This is a genomic window from Spirosoma validum, from assembly GCF_014699035.1.
GTDB lineage: Bacteria > Bacteroidota > Bacteroidia > Cytophagales > Spirosomataceae > Spirosoma > Spirosoma validum.
Genome location: NZ_JACXAA010000012.1, coordinates 241,206 through 260,482 on the forward strand (window position 1 = coordinate 241,206; position 19,277 = coordinate 260,482).

19 protein-coding genes are annotated in these 19,277 nt (G+C 48.4%); 11 read left to right on the forward strand and 8 right to left on the reverse strand.

The annotated features are described in order from the left end of the window. Positions 1-53: 53 nt before the first annotated feature. Entirely contained in the window at positions 54-2,258 is a 2,205-nt protein-coding gene (locus tag IC230_RS26665; protein ID WP_191042112.1) for a TonB-dependent receptor, read from the forward strand. 72 nt (positions 2,259-2,330) lie between these two features. After that, positions 2,331-3,254: a cation diffusion facilitator family transporter gene (locus IC230_RS26670; protein ID WP_191042113.1), complete on the forward strand. Its 924-nt coding sequence runs from the start codon at positions 2,331-2,333 to the stop codon at positions 3,252-3,254. Positions 3,255-3,358: 104 nt separating this feature from the next. On the opposite strand, the gene IC230_RS26675 is transcribed toward IC230_RS26670, so the two are convergent. Together IC230_RS26675 and IC230_RS26680 are read right to left on the reverse strand one after the other, a co-directional pair. Beyond that, positions 3,359-4,090, reverse strand: a complete 732-nt coding sequence (locus tag IC230_RS26675) for a DsbA family oxidoreductase (RefSeq protein ID WP_191042114.1) — start codon at positions 4,088-4,090, stop codon at positions 3,359-3,361. 12 nt (positions 4,091-4,102) lie between these two features. Next, complete coding sequence (locus IC230_RS26680) at positions 4,103-4,495, reverse strand: DoxX family protein (RefSeq protein WP_191042115.1); 393 nt, start codon at positions 4,493-4,495, stop codon at positions 4,103-4,105. A 125-nt stretch (positions 4,496-4,620) separates the two neighbouring features. Here IC230_RS26680 and IC230_RS26685 point away from each other — a divergent pair, with 125 nt between their 5' ends. The 5 genes from IC230_RS26685 (at position 4,621) to IC230_RS26705 (ending at position 9,567) form a co-directional block, all read left to right on the forward strand. Continuing rightward, a complete protein-coding gene (locus tag IC230_RS26685; protein WP_191042116.1) occupies positions 4,621-5,016 on the forward strand; it encodes a winged helix-turn-helix transcriptional regulator in 396 nt (131 codons plus the stop codon). A gap of 148 nt (positions 5,017-5,164) precedes the next feature. Continuing rightward, entirely contained in the window at positions 5,165-6,100 is a 936-nt protein-coding gene (locus IC230_RS26690) for a heme-dependent oxidative N-demethylase family protein (protein ID WP_191042117.1), read from the forward strand. A gap of 264 nt (positions 6,101-6,364) precedes the next feature. Next, positions 6,365-7,078, forward strand: a complete 714-nt coding sequence (locus IC230_RS26695; protein ID WP_191042118.1) for a gluconate 2-dehydrogenase subunit 3 family protein — start codon at positions 6,365-6,367, stop codon at positions 7,076-7,078. A gap of 115 nt (positions 7,079-7,193) precedes the next feature. Beyond that, the gene (locus tag IC230_RS26700; RefSeq protein WP_191042119.1) at positions 7,194-8,912 is read left to right on the forward strand and encodes an FAD-dependent oxidoreductase; all 1,719 of its coding nucleotides are present in this window, start codon (positions 7,194-7,196) and stop codon (positions 8,910-8,912) included. A 22-nt stretch (positions 8,913-8,934) separates the two neighbouring features. After that, positions 8,935-9,567, forward strand: coding sequence for a Uma2 family endonuclease (locus IC230_RS26705; RefSeq protein WP_191042120.1), 633 nt, complete (start codon positions 8,935-8,937; stop codon positions 9,565-9,567). 27 nt (positions 9,568-9,594) lie between these two features. Here the strand turns inward: IC230_RS26705 and IC230_RS26710 are convergent, their stop codons facing one another. Together IC230_RS26710 and IC230_RS26715 are read right to left on the reverse strand one after the other, a co-directional pair. Continuing rightward, positions 9,595-10,524, reverse strand: a complete 930-nt coding sequence (locus IC230_RS26710; RefSeq protein ID WP_191042121.1) for a phosphotransferase family protein — start codon at positions 10,522-10,524, stop codon at positions 9,595-9,597. Positions 10,525-10,557: 33 nt separating this feature from the next. After that, complete coding sequence (locus IC230_RS26715) at positions 10,558-11,040, reverse strand: hypothetical protein (RefSeq protein WP_191042122.1); 483 nt, start codon at positions 11,038-11,040, stop codon at positions 10,558-10,560. A gap of 97 nt (positions 11,041-11,137) precedes the next feature. Between IC230_RS26715 and IC230_RS26720 the strand changes: the two genes are divergently transcribed. Both IC230_RS26720 and IC230_RS26725 read left to right on the forward strand, forming a co-directional pair. Next, a complete protein-coding gene (locus IC230_RS26720; RefSeq protein WP_191042123.1) occupies positions 11,138-11,647 on the forward strand; it encodes a GNAT family N-acetyltransferase in 510 nt (169 codons plus the stop codon). Positions 11,648-11,746: 99 nt separating this feature from the next. Beyond that, entirely contained in the window at positions 11,747-12,271 is a 525-nt protein-coding gene (locus IC230_RS26725) for a YdeI/OmpD-associated family protein (protein WP_191042124.1), read from the forward strand. 3 nt (positions 12,272-12,274) lie between these two features. Here the strand turns inward: IC230_RS26725 and IC230_RS26730 are convergent, their stop codons facing one another. Beyond that, on the reverse strand, positions 12,275-13,207 hold the full coding sequence (locus tag IC230_RS26730; protein WP_191042125.1) for a tryptophan 2,3-dioxygenase family protein: 933 nt from the start codon (positions 13,205-13,207) through the stop codon (positions 12,275-12,277). A 97-nt stretch (positions 13,208-13,304) separates the two neighbouring features. Here IC230_RS26730 and IC230_RS26735 point away from each other — a divergent pair, with 97 nt between their 5' ends. Then, complete coding sequence (locus IC230_RS26735) at positions 13,305-14,027, forward strand: SDR family oxidoreductase (RefSeq protein WP_191042126.1); 723 nt, start codon at positions 13,305-13,307, stop codon at positions 14,025-14,027. Positions 14,028-14,482: 455 nt separating this feature from the next. Here IC230_RS26735 and IC230_RS26740 read toward each other — a convergent pair whose 3' ends face one another. Both IC230_RS26740 and IC230_RS26745 read right to left on the reverse strand, forming a co-directional pair. Beyond that, positions 14,483-14,971 carry an SRPBCC family protein gene (locus tag IC230_RS26740; RefSeq protein ID WP_191042127.1) on the reverse strand — a complete coding sequence of 163 codons (489 nt, stop codon included), beginning with the start codon at positions 14,969-14,971 and terminating at the stop codon, positions 14,483-14,485. Between the two features lie 2 nt (positions 14,972-14,973). Continuing rightward, complete coding sequence (locus IC230_RS26745) at positions 14,974-15,288, reverse strand: ArsR/SmtB family transcription factor (protein ID WP_191042128.1); 315 nt, start codon at positions 15,286-15,288, stop codon at positions 14,974-14,976. Between the two features lie 477 nt (positions 15,289-15,765). On the opposite strand from IC230_RS26745, the gene IC230_RS26750 reads away from it, so the two are divergent. Next, positions 15,766-16,401: an FISUMP domain-containing protein gene (locus IC230_RS26750; RefSeq protein ID WP_191042129.1), complete on the forward strand. Its 636-nt coding sequence runs from the start codon at positions 15,766-15,768 to the stop codon at positions 16,399-16,401. Positions 16,402-16,720: 319 nt separating this feature from the next. On the opposite strand, the gene IC230_RS26755 is transcribed toward IC230_RS26750, so the two are convergent. After that, positions 16,721-18,931, reverse strand: a complete 2,211-nt coding sequence (locus IC230_RS26755; protein ID WP_191042130.1) for a TonB-dependent receptor — start codon at positions 18,929-18,931, stop codon at positions 16,721-16,723. Between the last annotated feature and the right edge of the window lie 346 nt (positions 18,932-19,277).

Genomic DNA, 19,277 nt, shown 5'->3' on the forward strand with positions numbered 1-19,277 from the left:
TTCAAGGCCAGTCATCTATTGGCCAGATTGTTCCATTGTATTCTTCATACAAGATGAAAAACGTTATCCTGTTATTTTTCACAATCTTTTTGGCGCGTTCAGCTTCCGGACAGGACACACTACGTATCAGTGTCCGCCATGCGCTCACGAATCAACCGATTCCCGGTGCCACGATTTTACGGATTGGCACGACAACCGGCGCAGCTACCGATACAGCTGGTTATACGCAATTTCAACTTCCTCCACCCGGTCCGCATCGGCTCCGTATTTCGGCGGTTGGTTTCCAATCCGTAAATCATACCGTAATTACCTCCTCTACCGATACACTACGTATCGCACTTGAACCATCGGAGGAAGAGCTGGACGAAATTACCGTTTCCTCAACCCGGAGTGGCCGTACCGTTGCGGACGAACCGACGCGGGTTGAGGTGATCGACGCGGAAGAGCTGGATGAAAAAGCCAATATGCAGCCCGCCAACATTGCGGTAATTTTGCGCGAAAGTCCGGGGATTCAGGTGCAGCAAACGTCGGTTATGTCGGCAAATGCGACGTTTCGGATTCAGGGGCTGGATGGTCGATACACACAACTTTTGCAGGATGGTCTGCCGCTCTACAGTGGGTTTTCGAGCGGCTTGAGCCTAATGCAGGTGCCACCGCTGAATCTGAAACAGGTCGAACTGATCAAAGGCTGTCAGTCAACGTTGTATGGCAGCGGTGCCATTGCGGGCCTGGTTAATCTGGTGACGAAAGAGCCAACCCGCGAGCGCGATCTATCGTTTCTAATTAATGGTACGTCGGCATTGGGACTGGATCTGAACGGCTATTATGCGCAACGTAACGACAAAGTGGGCGTTACGTTTTACGCTACGCGAAACCTGCAACGGGCTTTTGATCCTAACCATGATCAGTTTTCGGATTTGCCGCAAATAGCTCGTACAACGCTGCAGCCCAAGTTTTTCTGGTACCCAAGTCCCACAACGACTCTTTCGGCTGGCCTTATCTGGACTGAGGAGCAACGTACCGGCGGGTATTTACCAACAATCAAAAACGAGTCGATAACGGGCTATACCGAAGCGAACAATTCCCGCCGGTTAGCCACCCAGTTCCGGCTGGAAAAGCGGTTTGCCAACGATGCGGTGTTAACGGTTAAAAATAGCTTTAGTCGTTTTAAACGCGCCATTGTTTTACCCAATTACCGATTCGATGGGTTACAGCAGTCGTCATTTTCGGAAGTGAGTTATTTTAAACACTATACCAAATCCGACTGGATCGCGGGGCTGAACGTCTGGACGGATAGCTTCCGTGATGATAGTCCAGCGAATGAGCCCTTTCCAGCGACAATTTATCGCCAGACGATTGCCGGAGTTTTCATCCAGAACACGCTTACCCTTTCGGACCGGCTTAGTTTAGAAACCGGCTTGCGAGCCGACGTAGTGAGCACTCAGGTAACCACGACAACGGGTACTGACCCGGCAAAGGTGTTTTTATTGCCTCGGTTCTCGCTGCTCTATCGGGCCTCGGAGCACTGGACGAGCCGGTTAGGTGGCGGGTTGGGTTATAAAGCACCAACCATCTTTACAGAAGATGCCGAGCGTCTGCTGTTCCGAAACGTCGATTTGCGGTCGATACGTAGCGATCAAACGGAATCATCAATGGGTCTGAACTGGGACATTAATTACCGAACGACCATCGGCGACGAAACCACACTGTCGGTCAATCAGTTATTCTTTTATACCCAGCTCAATCGCCTGACAGTGCTGTCGCCAACGGGTCTTGCTGCGTTTCGCACGGCCAACGGGCATCTCTCGACGCGGGGATTTGAAACCAATGTCCGGTTGGGTTATCACGATGTTCATGGTTTTCTGGGGTACTCATTCATTGACACACAACGTCGTTACGACAACCTGACGGGGATGATTCCACTAACCGCCAAACACCGGCTTTATTTTACAACGCTTTACGAAACCGACAAGCTGAAAACCGGATTTGAAGCGTTTTATTCGGGTCCACAGCAACGTACCAACGGCACCATCACGCCGTCTTACTGGACGCTGGGCTACATGATCGAGAAAAAATGGAGCTTTGGCCGACATGCGAAGGGTAGCGTCTTTATTAATTTCGAGAATTTCCTCGACGTTCGACAGTCGCGCTTTGAAACGCTGGTTACCGGCACTCCAACTCAACCTAATTTTGTCACGGATATTTACGCCCCTACCGATGGACGAGTCATTAACGGGGGAATTAAACTGAAACTCTGACAGGTACCACGGACTTCAGTCCGTATAATTAATTAAAATACGGACTGAAGTCCGTGGTACCAACATAAACATATGGCACACGACCATCACGACCACGCCGGGCACAATCACGGTCCGGTAGTCCTAACTAGCATCAATCGGGCCTTAATCATTGGGGCCGTTCTGAACGCGGCTTATGTTGTCGTAGAATTCGTTTTGGGTTTCTATTATAACTCACTCGCGCTCATCGCCGACGCCGGCCATAACCTCAGCGACGTAGCGAGTCTGTTACTTTCACTATTGGCGTTTCGGTTAGCGCGGGTTCGTCAAACGCCCGGCTTTACGTACGGCTACCGAAAAAGTACAGTACTGGCTTCGCTGACCAACGCAGTCATATTGTTGATAACCATCGGGGCCATTTTGTGGGAGAGTTTCCAGCGTTTTCGCCATCCCGAACCAGTTGCGGGTGGCGCTGTGGCCTGGGTAGCCGGGTTCGGAATTATCGTCAATTCGGTATCGGCTCTACTTTTTTACCGGGATAAAGACCATGACCTGAACGTAAAAGGCGCTTATCTTCACTTACTGACCGACGCACTGGTTTCGCTGGGTGTCGTTGTAGCCGGTATTGTTATTAGTTACACCGGCTGGGTCTGGCTCGATCCGGTCATTGGTATTGTCGTAGCTTTCGTCATCATGGGCTCGACCTGGAATCTGCTGACGGATAGTCTACGGCTGTCAATGGACGGTGTTCCAGTCGGCATTGATCTTCCGGAAGTTCTGGCCGACTTACGGGCCGTGGCGGGTGTGCAGGATGTACACCATGTGCACGTATGGGCCATGAGTACGAGCGAAAACGCTATCACCGCCCACCTTGTTCTGAAACCGGGCCTAACTGATGAACAGGTTGCCGCACTCAAACACGACGCCCGCCATAAACTCGAACACCGAAATATCAACCACGCTACGCTCGAGACAGAGATCGTCGCTGAAGATGACTGCGAAACGGAAGTTTGTTAGTTGCAAATAGAACGCAGATCGTCATGATCTTTATGATTTCATCTGTTTAATCATAAAGATTATGACGATCTGCGTTCTATTCTTTAGAAAAGACTTTTTTCAGATCACACGCACTCGCCGTCCGTTGTGCAGATTGATCCTTCGACTACTTCAAGCACGGTTTCAGCCTGTGCTTTTTTCCACTCTGCGTAGGATTGTCCAAGGGCACCTAGAAACGTCTGGCTCTCCTGCGCTCCCGATACAGCATATTTCCGGTTGAACACAAAGAACGGAACCCCCTGAACGCCTAACTGACGAGCTTCGTAGATATCAGCCTGTACATCATTAGCGTATTGATCGCTTTGCAGGACCGTTTTTACTTCGTTGGCATCCAGCCCGATATCAGTACCCAACTGAACCAACGTAGCATGGTCGGCGGTGTTCCTGCCATCGGTAAAATAGGCCGCAAACAGCTGCTCTTCGAGCTCGTTTTGCAACCCATTCTGTTTAGCCAGATGCGATACCCGGTGCGCATCGAATGAGTTCGCCGTCACGGCTTTATCGAAATGAAACGTAAGACCTGCCTGTTTCGCTACGTTCGTTACGTGGTCGGTCATTTGCTGAGCCTGCTGAACGCTCATCCCTTTTCGCTCGGCCAGATACTGCTGAACCGTTTTGTTGGGAACTGTTGGCTGATTCGGGTCGAGCTGAAAGCTTTTCCAGACAATATCAATCTCGTCTCTATCTGAAAACTGCGCCAGCGCATTTTCAAATTTCCGTTTGCCGATGTAGCAAAACGGACACATGACGTCTGACCAGATTTCGACCTGCATTTTATCTTGATTTGCACCAGGCATAGCTTAGGTTGTTTAATGGGTAGCCCCGGCTAGTTGACCACCCACGGCATGTAATTTGTGGAAATAGCGATAAGAAACCACCAATACAACGAACAACACGATTGGGGCCATAACCATTCCCACCGGATCACCGCTGCTGATGTGTGCAATAGCCGCTGAAATGAACGTAATACCGACGCCTGCGTAAGCCCATTCCTTAACCTGAGACGGCACTGTAGGAATTGCCAGTGCCAGAGCCCCTATGATTTTGGCAATGCCTAATTCCGCTCGGAAATAATCGGGGAAGCCTAAATGCTTGAACCCTGCTTTTACCGCTGGATCTGTGAAATAAGCAAACCCCGCAAATCCTAAACTCAAAACGACCAGAGTCGTTGCTACCCAATACACTAGTTTATCGCGTTTCATAAGAAGTAAGTTTTTTTGATTAGCTTTCTTGTTAACCGATGCAAACCTATCTATATTTGCTATACAATATAAAGTACTATACCGTTGTATAGCGCTATACTCTGAGATAGTAAGGCCAGTTTATCATGGAAGCACAAACAGAACTTATAATCGATCCTGATACCTATATCACACGCACTCCACTCGACCATAGTGAGTGCACAGGCATGATTCTTCCGGTACGGGATGCGCTGGATATCTTGAGTGGCAAATGGAAGTTACCAATCATTATTGCGCTTTCATTTGGTGCTAAACGCTTTGGACAGATTGCCAAAGAGATTCCTAATATTACCGACAAAATGTTGTCGAAGGAATTAAGAGAACTGGAAATGAATGACCTGATTAAACGTACCGTCCACGATTCTTACCCGGTAGTGATTGAGTATTCGATGACGCCGTACGGTCATTCACTGGAAAAAGTAATCGAAGAGCTTCGGAAATGGGGCATTCAGCACCGCAAACGGATTTTAGGGAAAGAGTAATGAATTGCTTTTACAAATAAGATAAGAAATATGGCTTATTGCCTTTTATTTAAAATAATTTTCTGAATTATAAGTCAATTATCAATATTTAATGCCGAAAATCAGGAAAACACATAGTTTAGTAGATACTAATTTATCCAATTAAACTATGCTTCCTTATTTTCCGTTTGACAATGAGTTTGACCATCGCATGGGAACGGCTCCTCTCCGACCCGATGAATCGCTGGTTGAGGTGGATGATGATTACGAACATGAGATTGGGCTGAAACGGGAGCTGCTTACGCAGGATTACCGATACTACTTTCAGGCGCAACCCGGCACCGAAATCGCGCAGTGGGATGTCCTCGAACGACTACTAACCGAAGCCGCTGATACGTATCCGCAACATTTCTCGCTCACAAAATCAGGGAGTGCTTGGCATTGGATTAATCATCTTCTCTCGGAAGAACAACAGTTTACCGTCGGTAATCCTAACTCCTTACCACTACCTCCACTCGACTGGGTCGGACAGCAAGTGCAGGAAGATCTGATTATCCTGAGCGCCGACGGAACAGCTTCGCTCGTGGCTGGCCAGTTGTGTTTTCCAAACGGTTGGTGTCTGGATGATAAGTTTGGGCAGACGTTTTTAGGTATACACCGTCCGGCTCCGTCTATGGTGCAACCTACGTTGCAGGCTGCTCACAAACTACTGGAGCGAATTCCAGAACATCGGCCTATCTGGCGAGCCAGCTGGAACTTCAAGATAACTGATCAGCTGGATATGTCTACAAAGTATACAGCTGATTACAATGACAACCTGGCAAAACTGGCTCCTACGCTTACGGCAGATACCATTGGCGATCAACTCTTTATCCGTATCGAACGCCAGACCTTCACCCGACTTCCCAATTCAGGAGCTGTTCTATTCGGCATTCATACGTATCAGAATTCATTAGCCAGCGAAGCAGCTGACAGTGACCGCGCCCAGCGCATGCTCGGTACGTTACGCACAACACCCAGCGAAATGCTTGCCTATAAAGCCATTGCCCCGTTTGAAGACGCGCTGATCGGTTTTCTGGAGAATCGAATCCACGTGCTTCAGTAACAAAAATCTGATCAAAATTTAACGGCGGAGGACGCAGGGGTTAATCGCAGAGATCGCTAAGAAATACTACGCTGCGTTCTTTGCGGTTAACCCCTGCGTCCTCCGCCGTTAAATTTTGGATTTCTAAACCAGTTCCCTCATCAGTAGGATTTCCGGTTTCCAGCCTCTTGTAGTAACTACTTCTGTATAATGGGCTTATCTTTACTATAAACTCATCTCCGTTTCTGGAACGTAGCATCGTCAACGCGTTTTACCGAATTTCTCATGAATCGTAGAGAAGCAATTCTTCAGGTAGCCCTCACGATGGGCAGCGCCTTATCGGCCCCATCCATGGCTTCTATTATAGAGGGGTATCAGCCGCATCGAGTCAGGAAATCGCCCCCGTCGAGGTTTGCGTTACGTCCTGATCAACAGGTTCTTCTTGATGAAATCACAGAAGTAATCATGCCGGCTACGTCGACACCGGGGGCTAAAGACGCTAAGGTGGCACCGACAGTCGAGCTGATTTTAAAAGATTGTTACAAACCAGCGCAACAGGAGCATTTCCTGAAAGGGCTGGATGCTGTTGATGCCGAAAGCAAAAAAGCGTATGCCAAACCGTTCGTTGAGCTGTCTACTGAGCAGAAAACGGCAATTCTAAAGCAGTTTGAGCAGCTATCCAAAACCGAAGCCAAACAGCATCCGAAACGTCAGGAGAAACTGGCTAAAGATCCGGAAACAACGTTAGGCGCTTTTGCTCCAGCGGGTACCGATCAGACGGAAGCCAAAATGGTGGATGCCGAAACGGGCGTAGTCGTGAAAGATGCTGAGAAAAATGCGCCCCTTACGCCATTTTTTAAGTTGGTGAAAGAACTGACCATTCTGAGTTATTTCAGTTCAGAAATCGGCTGTACGCAGGCACTAGCCTATGTACAAATTCCAGGACGCTACGAAGGAGTCGTCAAACTAAAAGAAGGCCAAAAAGCGTGGGCAACGTAACATCAGTTTATGAGTTTACAGTTTTCTGTTTACAGTTGACTGGCCGCACCGGCAAAAGCAATTACGCGTCAGCCAACTGTAAACAGAAAACTGTAAACAGAAAACTTATAAAAGAATGAACCTTAATCTTGACGCTAAAAAAGGAATGACTTACGACGCTATCGTCGTAGGCTCTGGTATATCCGGTGGCTGGGCTGCCAAAGAATTAACGCAGAAGGGCTTGAAAGTGCTGATGCTGGAGCGTGGTCCTGATCTGAAACACGTAACGGATTATACGACGGCTATGCTGAATCCCTGGGAGTTTCCGCACCGGGGCAAAATTGAGCTTTGGGCCGCCGAAGAATATTGGGCCAACGCGCGTTCGGGCGGAAAACCCGGCGAAGATCAGCGGCACATGTTCACCAAAGATGTGGACGTACCGTATATCGAAAAACGCCCCTACGACTGGATTCGGGGCTATCATCTGGGTGGGCGTTCACTCATGTGGGGACGCCAGAGCTACCGTCTAAACGAACGGGATTTTACGGCTAACCTCGAAGATGGTCATGGTACTGACTGGCCAATTCGCTATAAAGACCTGGCACCCTGGTATTCCTACGTCGAGAAGTTTGCGGGCATTTCGGGGAATAAAGATGGACTGGCCGTCCTGCCTGATGGTGAATTCGTACCACCGATGCAGATGAACAGCGTTGAGTTGCTGGCCAAGTCAGGAATAGAAAAGAACTTCAAAGGTCGCCATCTGGTCATTGGCCGCCCGGCGATCATTTCAGTCGCGCAGAAAGTGCATACCGATGGCGGGCGGGCATCGTGCCAGTTCCGGAATTTGTGTGTACGGGGCTGCCCGTTCGGTGCCTATTTCAGCACGCAATCCTCTACGTTGCCAGCCGCTGTAAAAACGGGCAATCTGACGGTGATTACGGATAAGATTGCGTATCAGGTAATCTATGACGACCAGAAAAATAAAGCCACGGGTGTTCGGGTCATCGACCAGAATACGAAACAGACGCAGGATTATCACGCGAAAATCATTTTCCTGAATGCCTCCACGCTGAACACGGCCTGGCTCATGATGCAGTCTACGTCGAAGCGTTTTCCGAACGGTTTGGGCAACGATTCTGATCAGTTGGGCCGTAACCTGATGGATCACCATTTGGGCGCTGGTGCATCGGGTGAGTACGAAGGCTTGCAGGATATGTATTACTACGGGCGCCGGGGCAACGGGATTTACATTCCGCGCTTTGCCAACTGGGGAGACGATAAACGGAAAGATTTTGTGCGCGGTTTTGGCTATCAGGGCCGCGGTGCCCGCCGGGACTGGGTGGCCGGAGCGTCTCAGGACGGCTTTGGTCCGGAATTCAAGGACAACCTCACGAAACCGGGTCGCTGGGAATTTAGCATCGGCGGCTTTGGCGAAACCCTACCCGATCCCAACAACCGGATGCGACTGTCCGATAAGAAAGACAAATGGGGGTTGCCAATCATCGAGTTTGATGCAGCCTGGGGCGAAAACAGCGTTGGTATGCGAAAAGCGATGATGAACGATGCCGCCGAAATGCTCGAAGCTTCCGGTCTGAAGAACATCAAAACACGTAACGACCAGGACAAAAACCCCGGCATCGGCATCCACGAAATGGGATCAGCGCGGATGGGCCGCGATCCAAAAACGTCGGTACTGAACTCCTGGAATCAGGTCTGGGGTGCGAAAAACGTATTTGTTACCGACGGTGCCGCGATGGTTTCCTCTTCCTGTGTAAACCCATCGCTGACCTACATGGCGCTCACCGCCCGCGCAGCCGCCCATGCCGTAGGTGAGTTGAAACGGATGAATTTGTAGCATCTTACCGAAAAACCTGAGTATGCAGACTGTAGCGCAACAGCAACGCCGTAATCTGGCGACTGCCCGAAAGCAGCCGGTTGCGCTGGAATCGTTGGTATATGAAGTGCTGGATGGACGTCCACTGTACTACCGCGGCTATGAGGACGTACTGGCGGGTAAAAAATTACCAGAAGATATTATGGGGTCGAGTTCGCTCCACTGGGTAATTGCTTCCTACTTTATGCAACTCATGATTCTAGATTTGGATGGCAAAAAATATTGGTTTGCATCCAACGAAGCGGGCGTTCACATTGACCATTGGAATAATTTATCCCAAGACGTTGCGATCTACGACAAACAGGTGCTAACGCCTGATAAAATCAATACGCAATACGTCAATGTACCCGCTAAAGTGGCAATAGAGATTGATGTGAAAGCTGACGTTTCAAAGGTGGCTGACTTCAACTACGTTAATCGGAAAACGAAAAAGTTACTTGATTTCGGTTCGGATAAAGTCATCTGGATTTTTAGCAGTTCGCAACAGGTAATGGTTGCAGAACGTAATGCAGATGCCTGGCTCACTATGGATTGGCATCGCGATTTGGAGTTATTGGATGGTCAAATCTTTAACATTGGCCGCTATCTGGAAGAAGAAGGAATTCAGGTAGAGTAATGTAGTACCGAACCGCGCGGTTCGGTACTACTGAATACGCGCTTTATACCGCTCAATATCTTCGTCGTACCAGTCTCGTTGGTTACGATTCGCTTCCAGAAAAATATTTCCGAGGAAAATATGGAGGTAAGAGGCTCGAACCCGTTCATGCAGATTAGGAACGGATAAGCCTTTGTCTGCTGCCCACTGCCGAAAAGCACCAATGTAATCGACGCCCAACGTATCGTGGTAGGCCATATAAGCCAGATCATACAGCCAGTCGCCACAGCGTAGTTCCGCCCAATCCAGAATCGCCGTTAGCTGATTGCCTTCGGCCAGCGCGTTTTCGTAGCCGAAATCACCGTGGACGTAATGCTGCTCATTCGGCAGAAACGGCAGCAGGGAGACCAAACGCTGATGCGCATCCTGCACGATGGCTTTATCCAGAAACGTAGTGGTAAACAATTCGTCCCATGGCCTATAAATCTCATCACCACGCGGGGTGAATGTTTCCGCGAAATCGTCAATAGCACCGAGAAAATCAGACCAGGAGACGTAGCGTTTTCGGCATTGGCCTACGCCGTTTAGAATACCAAATCCCGTTTGCGATGACACCGGCACCCGGCTCATTGCCAGCAGATTTTCGAATAAAGACGGCAACAAAGCTTCCGTTCCAGCTTTATCGAAATCGGTCAGAATTTGACCTGAAAGCCATTCCGAAATACAGAAAAAACTTACCTCGTCGTATTCGCCAATCGCCAGTACGTGCGGAATTTTTATCACCTGCCCTAGCTGTTCAGAAGCAAATCGATCCTTCTCAAAAGCTTCCCGCGTAACGCCGATACGTAACACAAACGTCTTCTCATCCGCATCAAAGCGATACGCCTGCGAAAACATACCGGCTCCAATCGACTGAAGATTATGCGCTGAAGAACGGAAATGAGCACACAGAAAAGCAATGAGTTTTGGATCACTCATTCTTATGCTATGGGTTAGCCAGAAAATGAGATCCTAAGACAGTTTCATGCGACCTAAACTCCATTTACCTTTCAGCAACGTATAGGCCCCGGCGGTTACTAACCCACCCACCAGATACCAGCCAATCGTCATGACGGTCGTAGCAGGCGTTCGGGTTGTAGGCGCCGTTCCTAAGCCGAGCGGGCCGGGGAGTCCGACGGCACCAACGCCAGCGGCAAGCCCCAGCGCCGTACCCGCCACTAAGGCATGTTTCGGTTTTGCCAGACCAACCAGGCTATAATAAAGCGCATTGGAAACGATATCGCCCCCTAATGTCCAGTAATAGAGATCATCGCCAGCGGGCGGGTCCAGATCCGCTTTTTTCATTACTTTTTTAATAGCCCGTTCGCCCAGGACATCAGCGCGTGGCGCGTCGTCAGAAAACTGACGAACAGTTTCGTGGAGTGCGGTTAAGACCGTAGCGCCAGCCAGACCACTCGCCAGCGATTGCAGTATTGTTTTGTTTAGATCAGCCATATGTGCTTAACTTGTAAGGAGGTAAAATGTTAAGCCGTTTACGGCTCAGATTATACTGTAACGACCGTATACGTAACGTACGGAATAAATAAACTCTATGACGTTTACTTTCCGAAATGATCAGCCTGATCTAGCAATCGACATACTAAAAGAAGTAGGCCAATGGCTCGTCGATAACGACCGCCAACTCTGGAATGTCGATACGCTTACGCCCGAAAACCTGCTCGATGAACACACAACGGGCAATCTCTATGTCATGTACGCCGATCGGGGCGATGGAACCGAACCAGAGCCAGCCGCCGTATTTATTTTACAATGGAAAGACCCGCTTTTCTGGCCCGACGTACCAGACAATACGTCTGCCTTCATTCATAAGTTAGCCATTCGCCGACCATTTTCGGGTCAAAACCTATTTGCAGCTATTCTTGATTTTGTTCGGGATGAATGCCTTAAACGAGGCATCCGCGTTTTCCAACTCGAAACTGACGCAACGAAGCCCAAACTCATGCAGTTCTACGAACGCTACGGTTTTCAACCAACGTATCAGAAACAGATCACCGAGTTTGGCGATACGTTCCTTTGTCAATTTTATATCATAAAGTTTTAACAAAGGGAGGAATGAAATGAAGAAAGAAGAGATCATACATCCGTTTCCTTTTGTCCTTTCCTCCCTTCGTCCTTTTCTCCTTTAGTTCCCTCCTCCCCCATGCCCACCTTCACAACAGTTCTCAAAAAATTCGGCGAAAAAGGCGATAAAACGCGCTGGACATACATCGAAATTCCGACGGCGATAACAGACGAACTGAAACCAGGGCAGAAAACAACGTTTCGGGTAAAAGGCACGCTGGATGATTACCCAATTAAATTGATCGCGCTTCTGCCACTGAAACGCGAAGACGGGTCAGGAACAGGCTTCATGATGCCCATTAACGCCACTATGCGCCGGGGTTTGGGAAAAGAGGAAGAAGGAACAGCCATTCGGGTTAGTCTTGCAATTGATACGGACCCGATACCCCAATCGGTTGATTTGCTGGCCTGTCTGGACGATGATCCTGACGCAAAACGACACTTCGACTCGTTGGCGAAAAGCCATCAGAATTACTTCTCAAACTGGGTTGAGGAAGCCAAAACGCCCGCTACCAAAGACGACCGAATTTCCAAATCCGTTCGGGGGCTGAGTATGGGCATGAACTTTGGTGAGATGATCCGGTATTTTAAGAAACAGCACTAATTCTCACGGTTTTGCACCGGGTAACCCAGCTGATTTACCCCAATTGGTTAATTCTTCTTCCGTCCATAGTTCCGGGAAAAACATAATACGTTGTTGCTTCGGGGGCAGGTACGTTTGCCAGTTGGTGCCGCCCGTTGCCTGAATCTCTTGTTCCTGTTTTAAATGTCGCACGGCCGACCGCAGATGAGACAGTTTCCAGCGAATATTAACCCGCCAGTCGTATTCACGTAGCGCAGCGACCAATTCAAGTGTGCTTTGTCCGTTACGTTCCAGCTGCTGATAGCGATGAAGCAGATTCTTACCCTGATGTTCTTCGGCCATCCGAATAAGCTGTGGACCGTAATGCTGGTCAAATTGCTGCAACGTCAGTGTTTTTTGCTGACTGACCAGATCAATAGCGCCCTGTTTCCAGTACATAAATTCGTACAGGTCCGAAACGTATTCAGGTTCTTCGGGTGCTCCGATGAGCAGGTTGCGAAAATCGGTCGAGGCAATTTCGATCTGCCGAAACTGCGCCGACTGAAACCCACTCGTCGGTAGCAACGCCATCCGAAACTTAAGAAATTGCTCCCGATTCAGTCCCGCGATCATTACGCCAAACGACTCTTCCAGCAAACCGAAATAGCGGTTCAGCCGGCCCATACGCGCTACGAAAAATTCAGCTGTCAACATCCCAGCGTTGGCAATCTGAGCAATTTCGTGCAGAATGAGTTTGAAGTATAATTCGGTGATCTGGTGATACGTAACGAAAACCAGTTCATCTGGCTGGCTCGTTTTGGGATTTTGCAACGACAGCAGGGTTTCGAGGTGAATATAGTCCCAGTACGTTAGGTAATCAGCCTGGAGCAAGCCTTCGAGGTAAGCCGCCAAATCCTGCCCACTTGCCGCAAATTTCTGCTCAAGCTGGTTTAGTTTATCAATCAGTGACTCATGCATAGACGTATCGTTTGAAACAGAAACAAAGGTCGCAAGCTCAACATTTCTTTGCGAACTTTGCGAAATCCTCCGCGATCTCGGCGGTTAAAAAATTATCATGAACGTAGAAAATAAAACCGTTATTATTTCCGGGGCCTCACGGGGCATTGGCCGCGCGACAGCCATGCGACTGGCCGAACACGGTGCCAACGTAGTGGTCACCGCCCGCAACGGCGACGAACTCAATCAGTTGGTTACGGAAGCCACTCAAAGCCACGTCCGGGGAAAAATCGTAGCTGTACCGGGCGATGTCAGCAACGAAGCCGACATGGCTAACGTAGTAAAAACCGCCCTCGACCAGTTCCAACATATCGACGTACTGATCAACAACGCGGGCTATGGCGTCTTTAAAAACGTTGACGAAATTTCCGTTGATGAGTGGGATAACGTAATGGCCACCAACGTTAAAGGTACGTTTGTCCTGACGAAAGCCGCCCTGCCCTCCATGAAATCGCATGGTTCCGGTCACATCGTTGTCGTAGCTTCCGACGTAGCGAAACGCACCTTCGCGGGTGGGTCGCTCTACACAGCCAGTAAATACGCGCAGGAAGCCTTCATGGGCGCGCTACGTAAGGAAGTTCGCCCGTTCGGCATCAAAGTGACGGGCGTCTACTCCGGCCTTGTCGATTCGCATTTCCACGAAAAAGGCCACGGCCACGAAACCTCGAAAAACTGGTTGAAAGAAGAAGACATGGCCGAGTCGATGTTGTTTATCGTTAGCCGTCCCGCCCACGTCGTGATTGATGAATTCATGGTGCATCCACTGGAGCAGGAATATTGAGAACAGGGGAAACTACGCGATAAAACAGCGTGCAATATTTTTATCGCGTAGTTCAAATGAGCCTTACATACAAGTGGGTGGTTCTGCTAAAAAAGTCCGGGCCACCGGGCAGACAGTTCACATTTCGCCTTTACGTCGCGTACGATTTGCGATCACTTCGGCTCACAGTGGCGTCTACGATCTCAGAGGAAGAGGGTTTATTGAAAATGCACGTTTTAGGTTACTAGTCTGATAGTGTACTATCGAATATCTGACAAACTCAACCAGTAGCATACGAGCCGGTGCGGCACTTACCATTTGTTTGTAGGCTCAATCACCGGGTTACGGCTTGGCGATGGTGGGGTAGTTGAAAGCTGTCTGCTGAACAACGTACTACTGTTGATTTAACTGACAATATTGGATAGAGAACGTTTAGTCCCACTTCGCTAAGCCGATGGTAACGGCAACTTACTCCTTTACTTTTGTTGCGATAAAGTTGCCAATAACTCCTCCAGGTTTTTCAGTGTCATAGCCGTCCCTTCCCTGAAGCCCATTTCAAGCATCTTCTCTAGGCGGACAAGGGATTCATTATAAATACTGACACGTACGGTTGTTTTCCCGTTTTGCTCGCTGAACGTTAAATCCCACTCAGAACCGGGCAATTCTGGGTTTTCATCTTTATCGGCAAAAGCATTCAACAATTTGAAATTGGTTTTCGGACTAATGGACGTGTATTTTTGAATTGACCAATGCTCTTGTCCTTCAGGGCTTACCATCGCATAAAACCGTCGGCCGCCAACTTCAAAATCCATAAATTTTGTTTTTGAGGTCCAGGGTTTGGGCGCCCACCATTGATCAAGAATTTCCTGCTTCGTGTACGCATCCCATACCAACGAAAGGTCGGCATCAAATTCTCTGGAGAAGGTTACCGTTTTTGTTGTTTTGTCAACGGTGAAATGGTTCATTTTTAGCCTTTTTTGAGGGTTGATAATACGTCGTCAAGTTGATTAAAACGAGTTTCCCAAATTTCCCTGAATTGGTTTACCCACTGATCAACCTCTTTTATTTTTTCAACTTCAAGGGAGTAGTAGATCTCCCTGCCTTGCTGTTGCTGTTTCACCAGTTCGCATTCGGTAAGTATGCGAAGGTGTTTGGAAACAGCTTGTCGGGTCGTGTTGAAGTTGTCCGCAATGGCGTTGGGTGTCATTGCCTGCAAGGCAATCAGGGTGATGATTGCCCGTCTTGTGGGGTCGGCAATTGCCTGAAAAATATCTCGTCTCATCTTGTTTACACTTTACTTTGCGAAACCGAATGGCTGCAAATATACGTGCAACCGTTCGGTTTCGCAAATTTTTTTAGATTGAACGAAAAACAGTTGGCATTGTCGGCTTGGGGGGGCATCATAAAGTTGCTACTGACTTACCGATTGCCTCACTAAACGCCGATTACGTACGAAGTTTCTTTCGTCTCAAGAAGGGGCGTTTTTATAAGACAGTTGTATAGGCAAAATTATCGTACAGCATATCCAACTGCATAGAAGCCAAACTTCATAGTAGTCCGTGAAAGCGGCATTTACGTTTCGTTAACCTTCTCTTACCGGTTCTTAACAGACGCCAAGATAAATCATTCTAGCTTTGTTGAAATCCTCAAAAAAAAGAGAAATGACTAAATTCCTGCATGTTTGTGCTTTATTGATGGTTTTGTTTCACGCTTCCTGTGGGGAGTTTTACTAACACTTTTAATACAAACCGAATCAAATATGATAAAACGGCACATCCCTACTTTACTTGCTACCTTGTTTTTTACTCAGGAAGGAATTGCCCAATCCATCGGCTCCTTTACCGACTCACGCGATGGGCAAACCTATAAAACTATCAGCGTTAACAATACTTTGACAGGCACTACGGCTACCTGGATGGCACAAAACATGAACTACAGAGTCGAAGGGAGCTATGCTTATTATGACAAGGAGAATAATCGAAAAGAGCTGGGTTTGCTTTACACTTGGGAGGCAGCGAAAAAAGCCTGTCCCAGTCGCTGGCATTTATCAACGGATAGCGAATGGTCTCTGCTGGTAAGTGAATTTGGAGGAACTGACAAGTCCGGTGAAGCCCTAAAAAGCATCAAAAGCTGGAATGAAGACGGTAACGGCACTAACAGCAGCGGGTTCGATGCGCTTGCAGGAGGTTTCCGAAGACCTGATGGCAGTTATATGAACCAAGGTACTCTCGGTGTCTTTTGGACGTCCTCACCTACTAATTCGGTTGATAAAGCCTGGGCATGGAACTTTCATTATGGTGGTCCTCCCAGTAGCCATAAACAAAATTTAAAAAAAGCGTTCCGTTTCGATGTTGATGTGGCTGGCGGACTCTCGGTTCGTTGTGTTCGGGATTGATTTGATTTATCTAGTGAACTCTAAGGGCATATAGGGTCAGAAATAATGTGTATGCTGTCTCTTCAAACGCCCGTTTCTCCGAGGCAGTTAACGGCTCCTTTGTTAGATCAAATTTAATAAATACAAGCTGCCTTAACTTGCCAGCTCATCTATCAACGTCGCATATTGTAAGCCTCACCCGGGTTTGTGAGATAAAATTAGCTCTAATTCTAAACGACGACAAGGGTCAATTGCGAATTGTCAGAACAGTCCCTGACGTCCATTGCACCACAAATACTCAAAAACGTCAGCGACCGAATTAGGGTCCTTCGCCCTTTCTCTATAATGTATACTTCAACGCTACGTTCACAATACGGCCTTCGAGCGGTGCCCAGATGGGTCGGAAAGATGGCTGTGAGATCGAACCTGTTACAACCGTTTCGTAATTAGCCTGTTTAATATTGAAGATGTTTTCGCCGTTCAGGACTAGTCGCCAGTGATCGTTGTAGTGATATTCAGCAGCACCAGCGAAGAACCAGTAGTTCGCTACTTTCTGATTATTATAGAGGTATTGCGTACCGACGTAACTGCTCTCGATGCCAAACCGAAAATGTTCATTCTCCCAGGCCAGTGTCGTTGAGAATTTATCCTGCGGAGCCAGTGGCAGATACGTATTATCTGATGGGTCCGGGCTGGATGGCCCATCGCGCCGGGCGAGGGTATGGTTATAGCCGAAATACAGCTCGTAGGCTTTGTATTCGAGCCGGACGTACGTATCGGTTCCCAGACTAAAGAGATTGTAGGGGGCATTAATCAATTGCGTGTAAGCACCCAGATTGCTCGATAAACTGGCAAAGGCGGATACCACCGGCGAGTTGACACGCGTATAATAAAACGCCTGATCGACCTGCACCGAAAATCCACTCGCAAAGGTTTTTGAGTAGGCTACGTCAATATTCGTTCCTACCGACCGTTCTGCTTTTACCGTTGCTACGTCGATTGGCAGTAAGCGCGGAAAAATCAGACTGACGTTCAGGGCGCCGGGCGTTTGGTTAACAAACAGGTTAGGCGTTTTATAGCCCGTCCCTACGCTCAACCGTACCGTCCAGGGATCGGATGGTTTAATTTTCACGGACAAGCGGGGCAGCAGAAAATTCCCGAACGTATTGTGGTGATCGAAACGTAGCCCGGCCTGTACGGCAACTTTCCCACCAACCTGCCAGTCATCCTGCACGAACGTACCAATCGTGTTGTAGGTGTAATCCACCAGCCGGGTGCTATCCGGGTTTTTCCGAAAGGCTTCGACTGTTAGGTTCGCGCCGACAATGAGTTGCTGTTTCCCGAAATGGACTAAATCATTCGCTTCTAAATAGACTGACGATTGCCGCCCGTCAGACAACTTTTGGTAATCTGTATTCTGACGATGGAAGGTACTGAAAGCGCCTTTAAACGTAACAGCATTGGTTTCTGAGGTGTTGTGGCTGGCGTTGAAATCGACTGTGTGCCGTTGTAAATCTGTGATGTTTTTATAGGCTGTAGGCGTAGTGCCTTCAAGGGCGGGCAGATAGCCCCCTTCGCGGTTTTCACTGGTAAAAGCGTACCCAATATCGAGTTTAGTGTGATCGGTTGGATTCCAGAAAAAGCGGGGGTGAAAATTAAATTGCTTAATTCCCGGACTATCCGTAAACCCGTCGCCCGTTACGTCCACCGCTTTCTGGTAGGTATACCCACTAAACAGCGTCAGGCCGATTTTGCCGTACCGCTGAGAGTAATAGGCGTTCAGGTTGGTTTCTTTCAGATTTGAGTGATTCAGCAATGCCGTAAATTCGGGCGTCTCGGAGGTCGGTGATTTAGACACAATGTTGATCATGCCACCAATAGCGCCACCACCGTACAGTGTTGACACGGAGCCTTTCACTACTTCAATCTGTTTCAGATCCAGCGGAGGAATTTGCAACACGCCCAGATTACCCGAAAATCCTTCGTAAAGCGGCAGTCCGTCGCGCAGAATCTGCGTGTATTTAGGATCGAGCCCCTGCATCCGGATGGCCTGATTCCCGTTTACCGCCGACGTTCGCTGAACGTGAATAATGGAAATATCGCCCAGAATACTACTGACGTTTCCCGGCACGACGGCACTTTCTTCGTTCATATCCTCCTGCCCCAATACCTCAACTTTAATTGGTAAATCCTCAATGCGTGAGTTGGTTCGGGTCGACGTAACGGTCACCTCATCGAGTGACTGATCCTGACTATGTAGTTGAAAAACGAGCGTATCACTACCGATAGTCAATGGAAACGATTCGGTTTCGTAGCCAACCGCGCTCACCGTCAGTGTCGTTACGTTGGCGGGAAGTGTAGGCATAGTTGCTATGCCCTTGGTGTCCGTGACGGCCCCAACAACCGGTTTTATCGCTGACGGCGTACGTATCGTTGCGCCGATGACAGGCTCATGTGTGGCACTATCCTCAACCCGAATAACGCGGTTACTTTGACCGAATACCGGCACGATGGCCAGCGTCAATAGCGTACTAAAAAACAGATTTTTCATCACTTGCAGCATTTAACCACAAGGTTCGGGATGAATTATGAAGAGAATTTGAAGTTCAGAAGCTGTTTCTAATTTAAAACCAGACGAGCAGTTCACAGAGTATACTGCTTTCCGACGAATCAGACTTTTTCAGGGCTCTGACGACTTGAAACGGATACAGGCAATTGCTGGTGAGCACAGCCAAAAAGTTTTCCTGGCCGATAACTTATGTGAATAAACGATTCGGTATACACAATTTCGACATAACAGCAGTTTAACATTTCCTCAACGTTTTTTTGTCATTCTATGTTTGTGCGCGTTCCTTTTTGAGTGCCTCCGTCGGTAGACTACCTTTTGTCAAAGGTCA

Bases quoted from the DNA above. Each gene is read 5' to 3' on its own strand.
- IC230_RS26735 (WP_191042126.1), top strand. From the start codon at position 13,305: ATGAACGTAGAAAATAAAACCGTTATTATTTCCGGGGCCTCACGGGGC.
- IC230_RS26665 (WP_191042112.1), top strand. From the start codon at position 54: ATGAAAAACGTTATCCTGTTATTTTTCACAATCTTTTTGGCGCGTTCA.
- IC230_RS26740 (WP_191042127.1), bottom strand. From the start codon at position 14,971: ATGAACCATTTCACCGTTGACAAAACAACAAAAACGGTAACCTTCTCC.
- IC230_RS26745 (WP_191042128.1), bottom strand. From the start codon at position 15,288: ATGAGACGAGATATTTTTCAGGCAATTGCCGACCCCACAAGACGGGCA.
- IC230_RS26695 (WP_191042118.1), top strand. From the start codon at position 6,365: ATGAATCGTAGAGAAGCAATTCTTCAGGTAGCCCTCACGATGGGCAGC.
- IC230_RS26680 (WP_191042115.1), bottom strand. From the start codon at position 4,495: ATGAAACGCGATAAACTAGTGTATTGGGTAGCAACGACTCTGGTCGTT.
- IC230_RS26700 (WP_191042119.1), top strand. From the start codon at position 7,194: ATGAACCTTAATCTTGACGCTAAAAAAGGAATGACTTACGACGCTATC.
- IC230_RS26670 (WP_191042113.1), top strand. From the start codon at position 2,331: ATGGCACACGACCATCACGACCACGCCGGGCACAATCACGGTCCGGTA.
- IC230_RS26755 (WP_191042130.1), bottom strand. From the start codon at position 18,931: ATGAAAAATCTGTTTTTTAGTACGCTATTGACGCTGGCCATCGTGCCG.
- IC230_RS26690 (WP_191042117.1), top strand. From the start codon at position 5,165: ATGCTTCCTTATTTTCCGTTTGACAATGAGTTTGACCATCGCATGGGA.
- IC230_RS26675 (WP_191042114.1), bottom strand. From the start codon at position 4,090: ATGCCTGGTGCAAATCAAGATAAAATGCAGGTCGAAATCTGGTCAGAC.
- IC230_RS26730 (WP_191042125.1), bottom strand. From the start codon at position 13,207: ATGCATGAGTCACTGATTGATAAACTAAACCAGCTTGAGCAGAAATTT.
- IC230_RS26720 (WP_191042123.1), top strand. From the start codon at position 11,138: ATGACGTTTACTTTCCGAAATGATCAGCCTGATCTAGCAATCGACATA.
- IC230_RS26705 (WP_191042120.1), top strand. From the start codon at position 8,935: ATGCAGACTGTAGCGCAACAGCAACGCCGTAATCTGGCGACTGCCCGA.
- IC230_RS26685 (WP_191042116.1), top strand. From the start codon at position 4,621: ATGGAAGCACAAACAGAACTTATAATCGATCCTGATACCTATATCACA.
- IC230_RS26750 (WP_191042129.1), top strand. From the start codon at position 15,766: ATGATAAAACGGCACATCCCTACTTTACTTGCTACCTTGTTTTTTACT.
- IC230_RS26725 (WP_191042124.1), top strand. From the start codon at position 11,747: ATGCCCACCTTCACAACAGTTCTCAAAAAATTCGGCGAAAAAGGCGAT.
- IC230_RS26710 (WP_191042121.1), bottom strand. From the start codon at position 10,524: ATGAGTGATCCAAAACTCATTGCTTTTCTGTGTGCTCATTTCCGTTCT.
- IC230_RS26715 (WP_191042122.1), bottom strand. From the start codon at position 11,040: ATGGCTGATCTAAACAAAACAATACTGCAATCGCTGGCGAGTGGTCTG.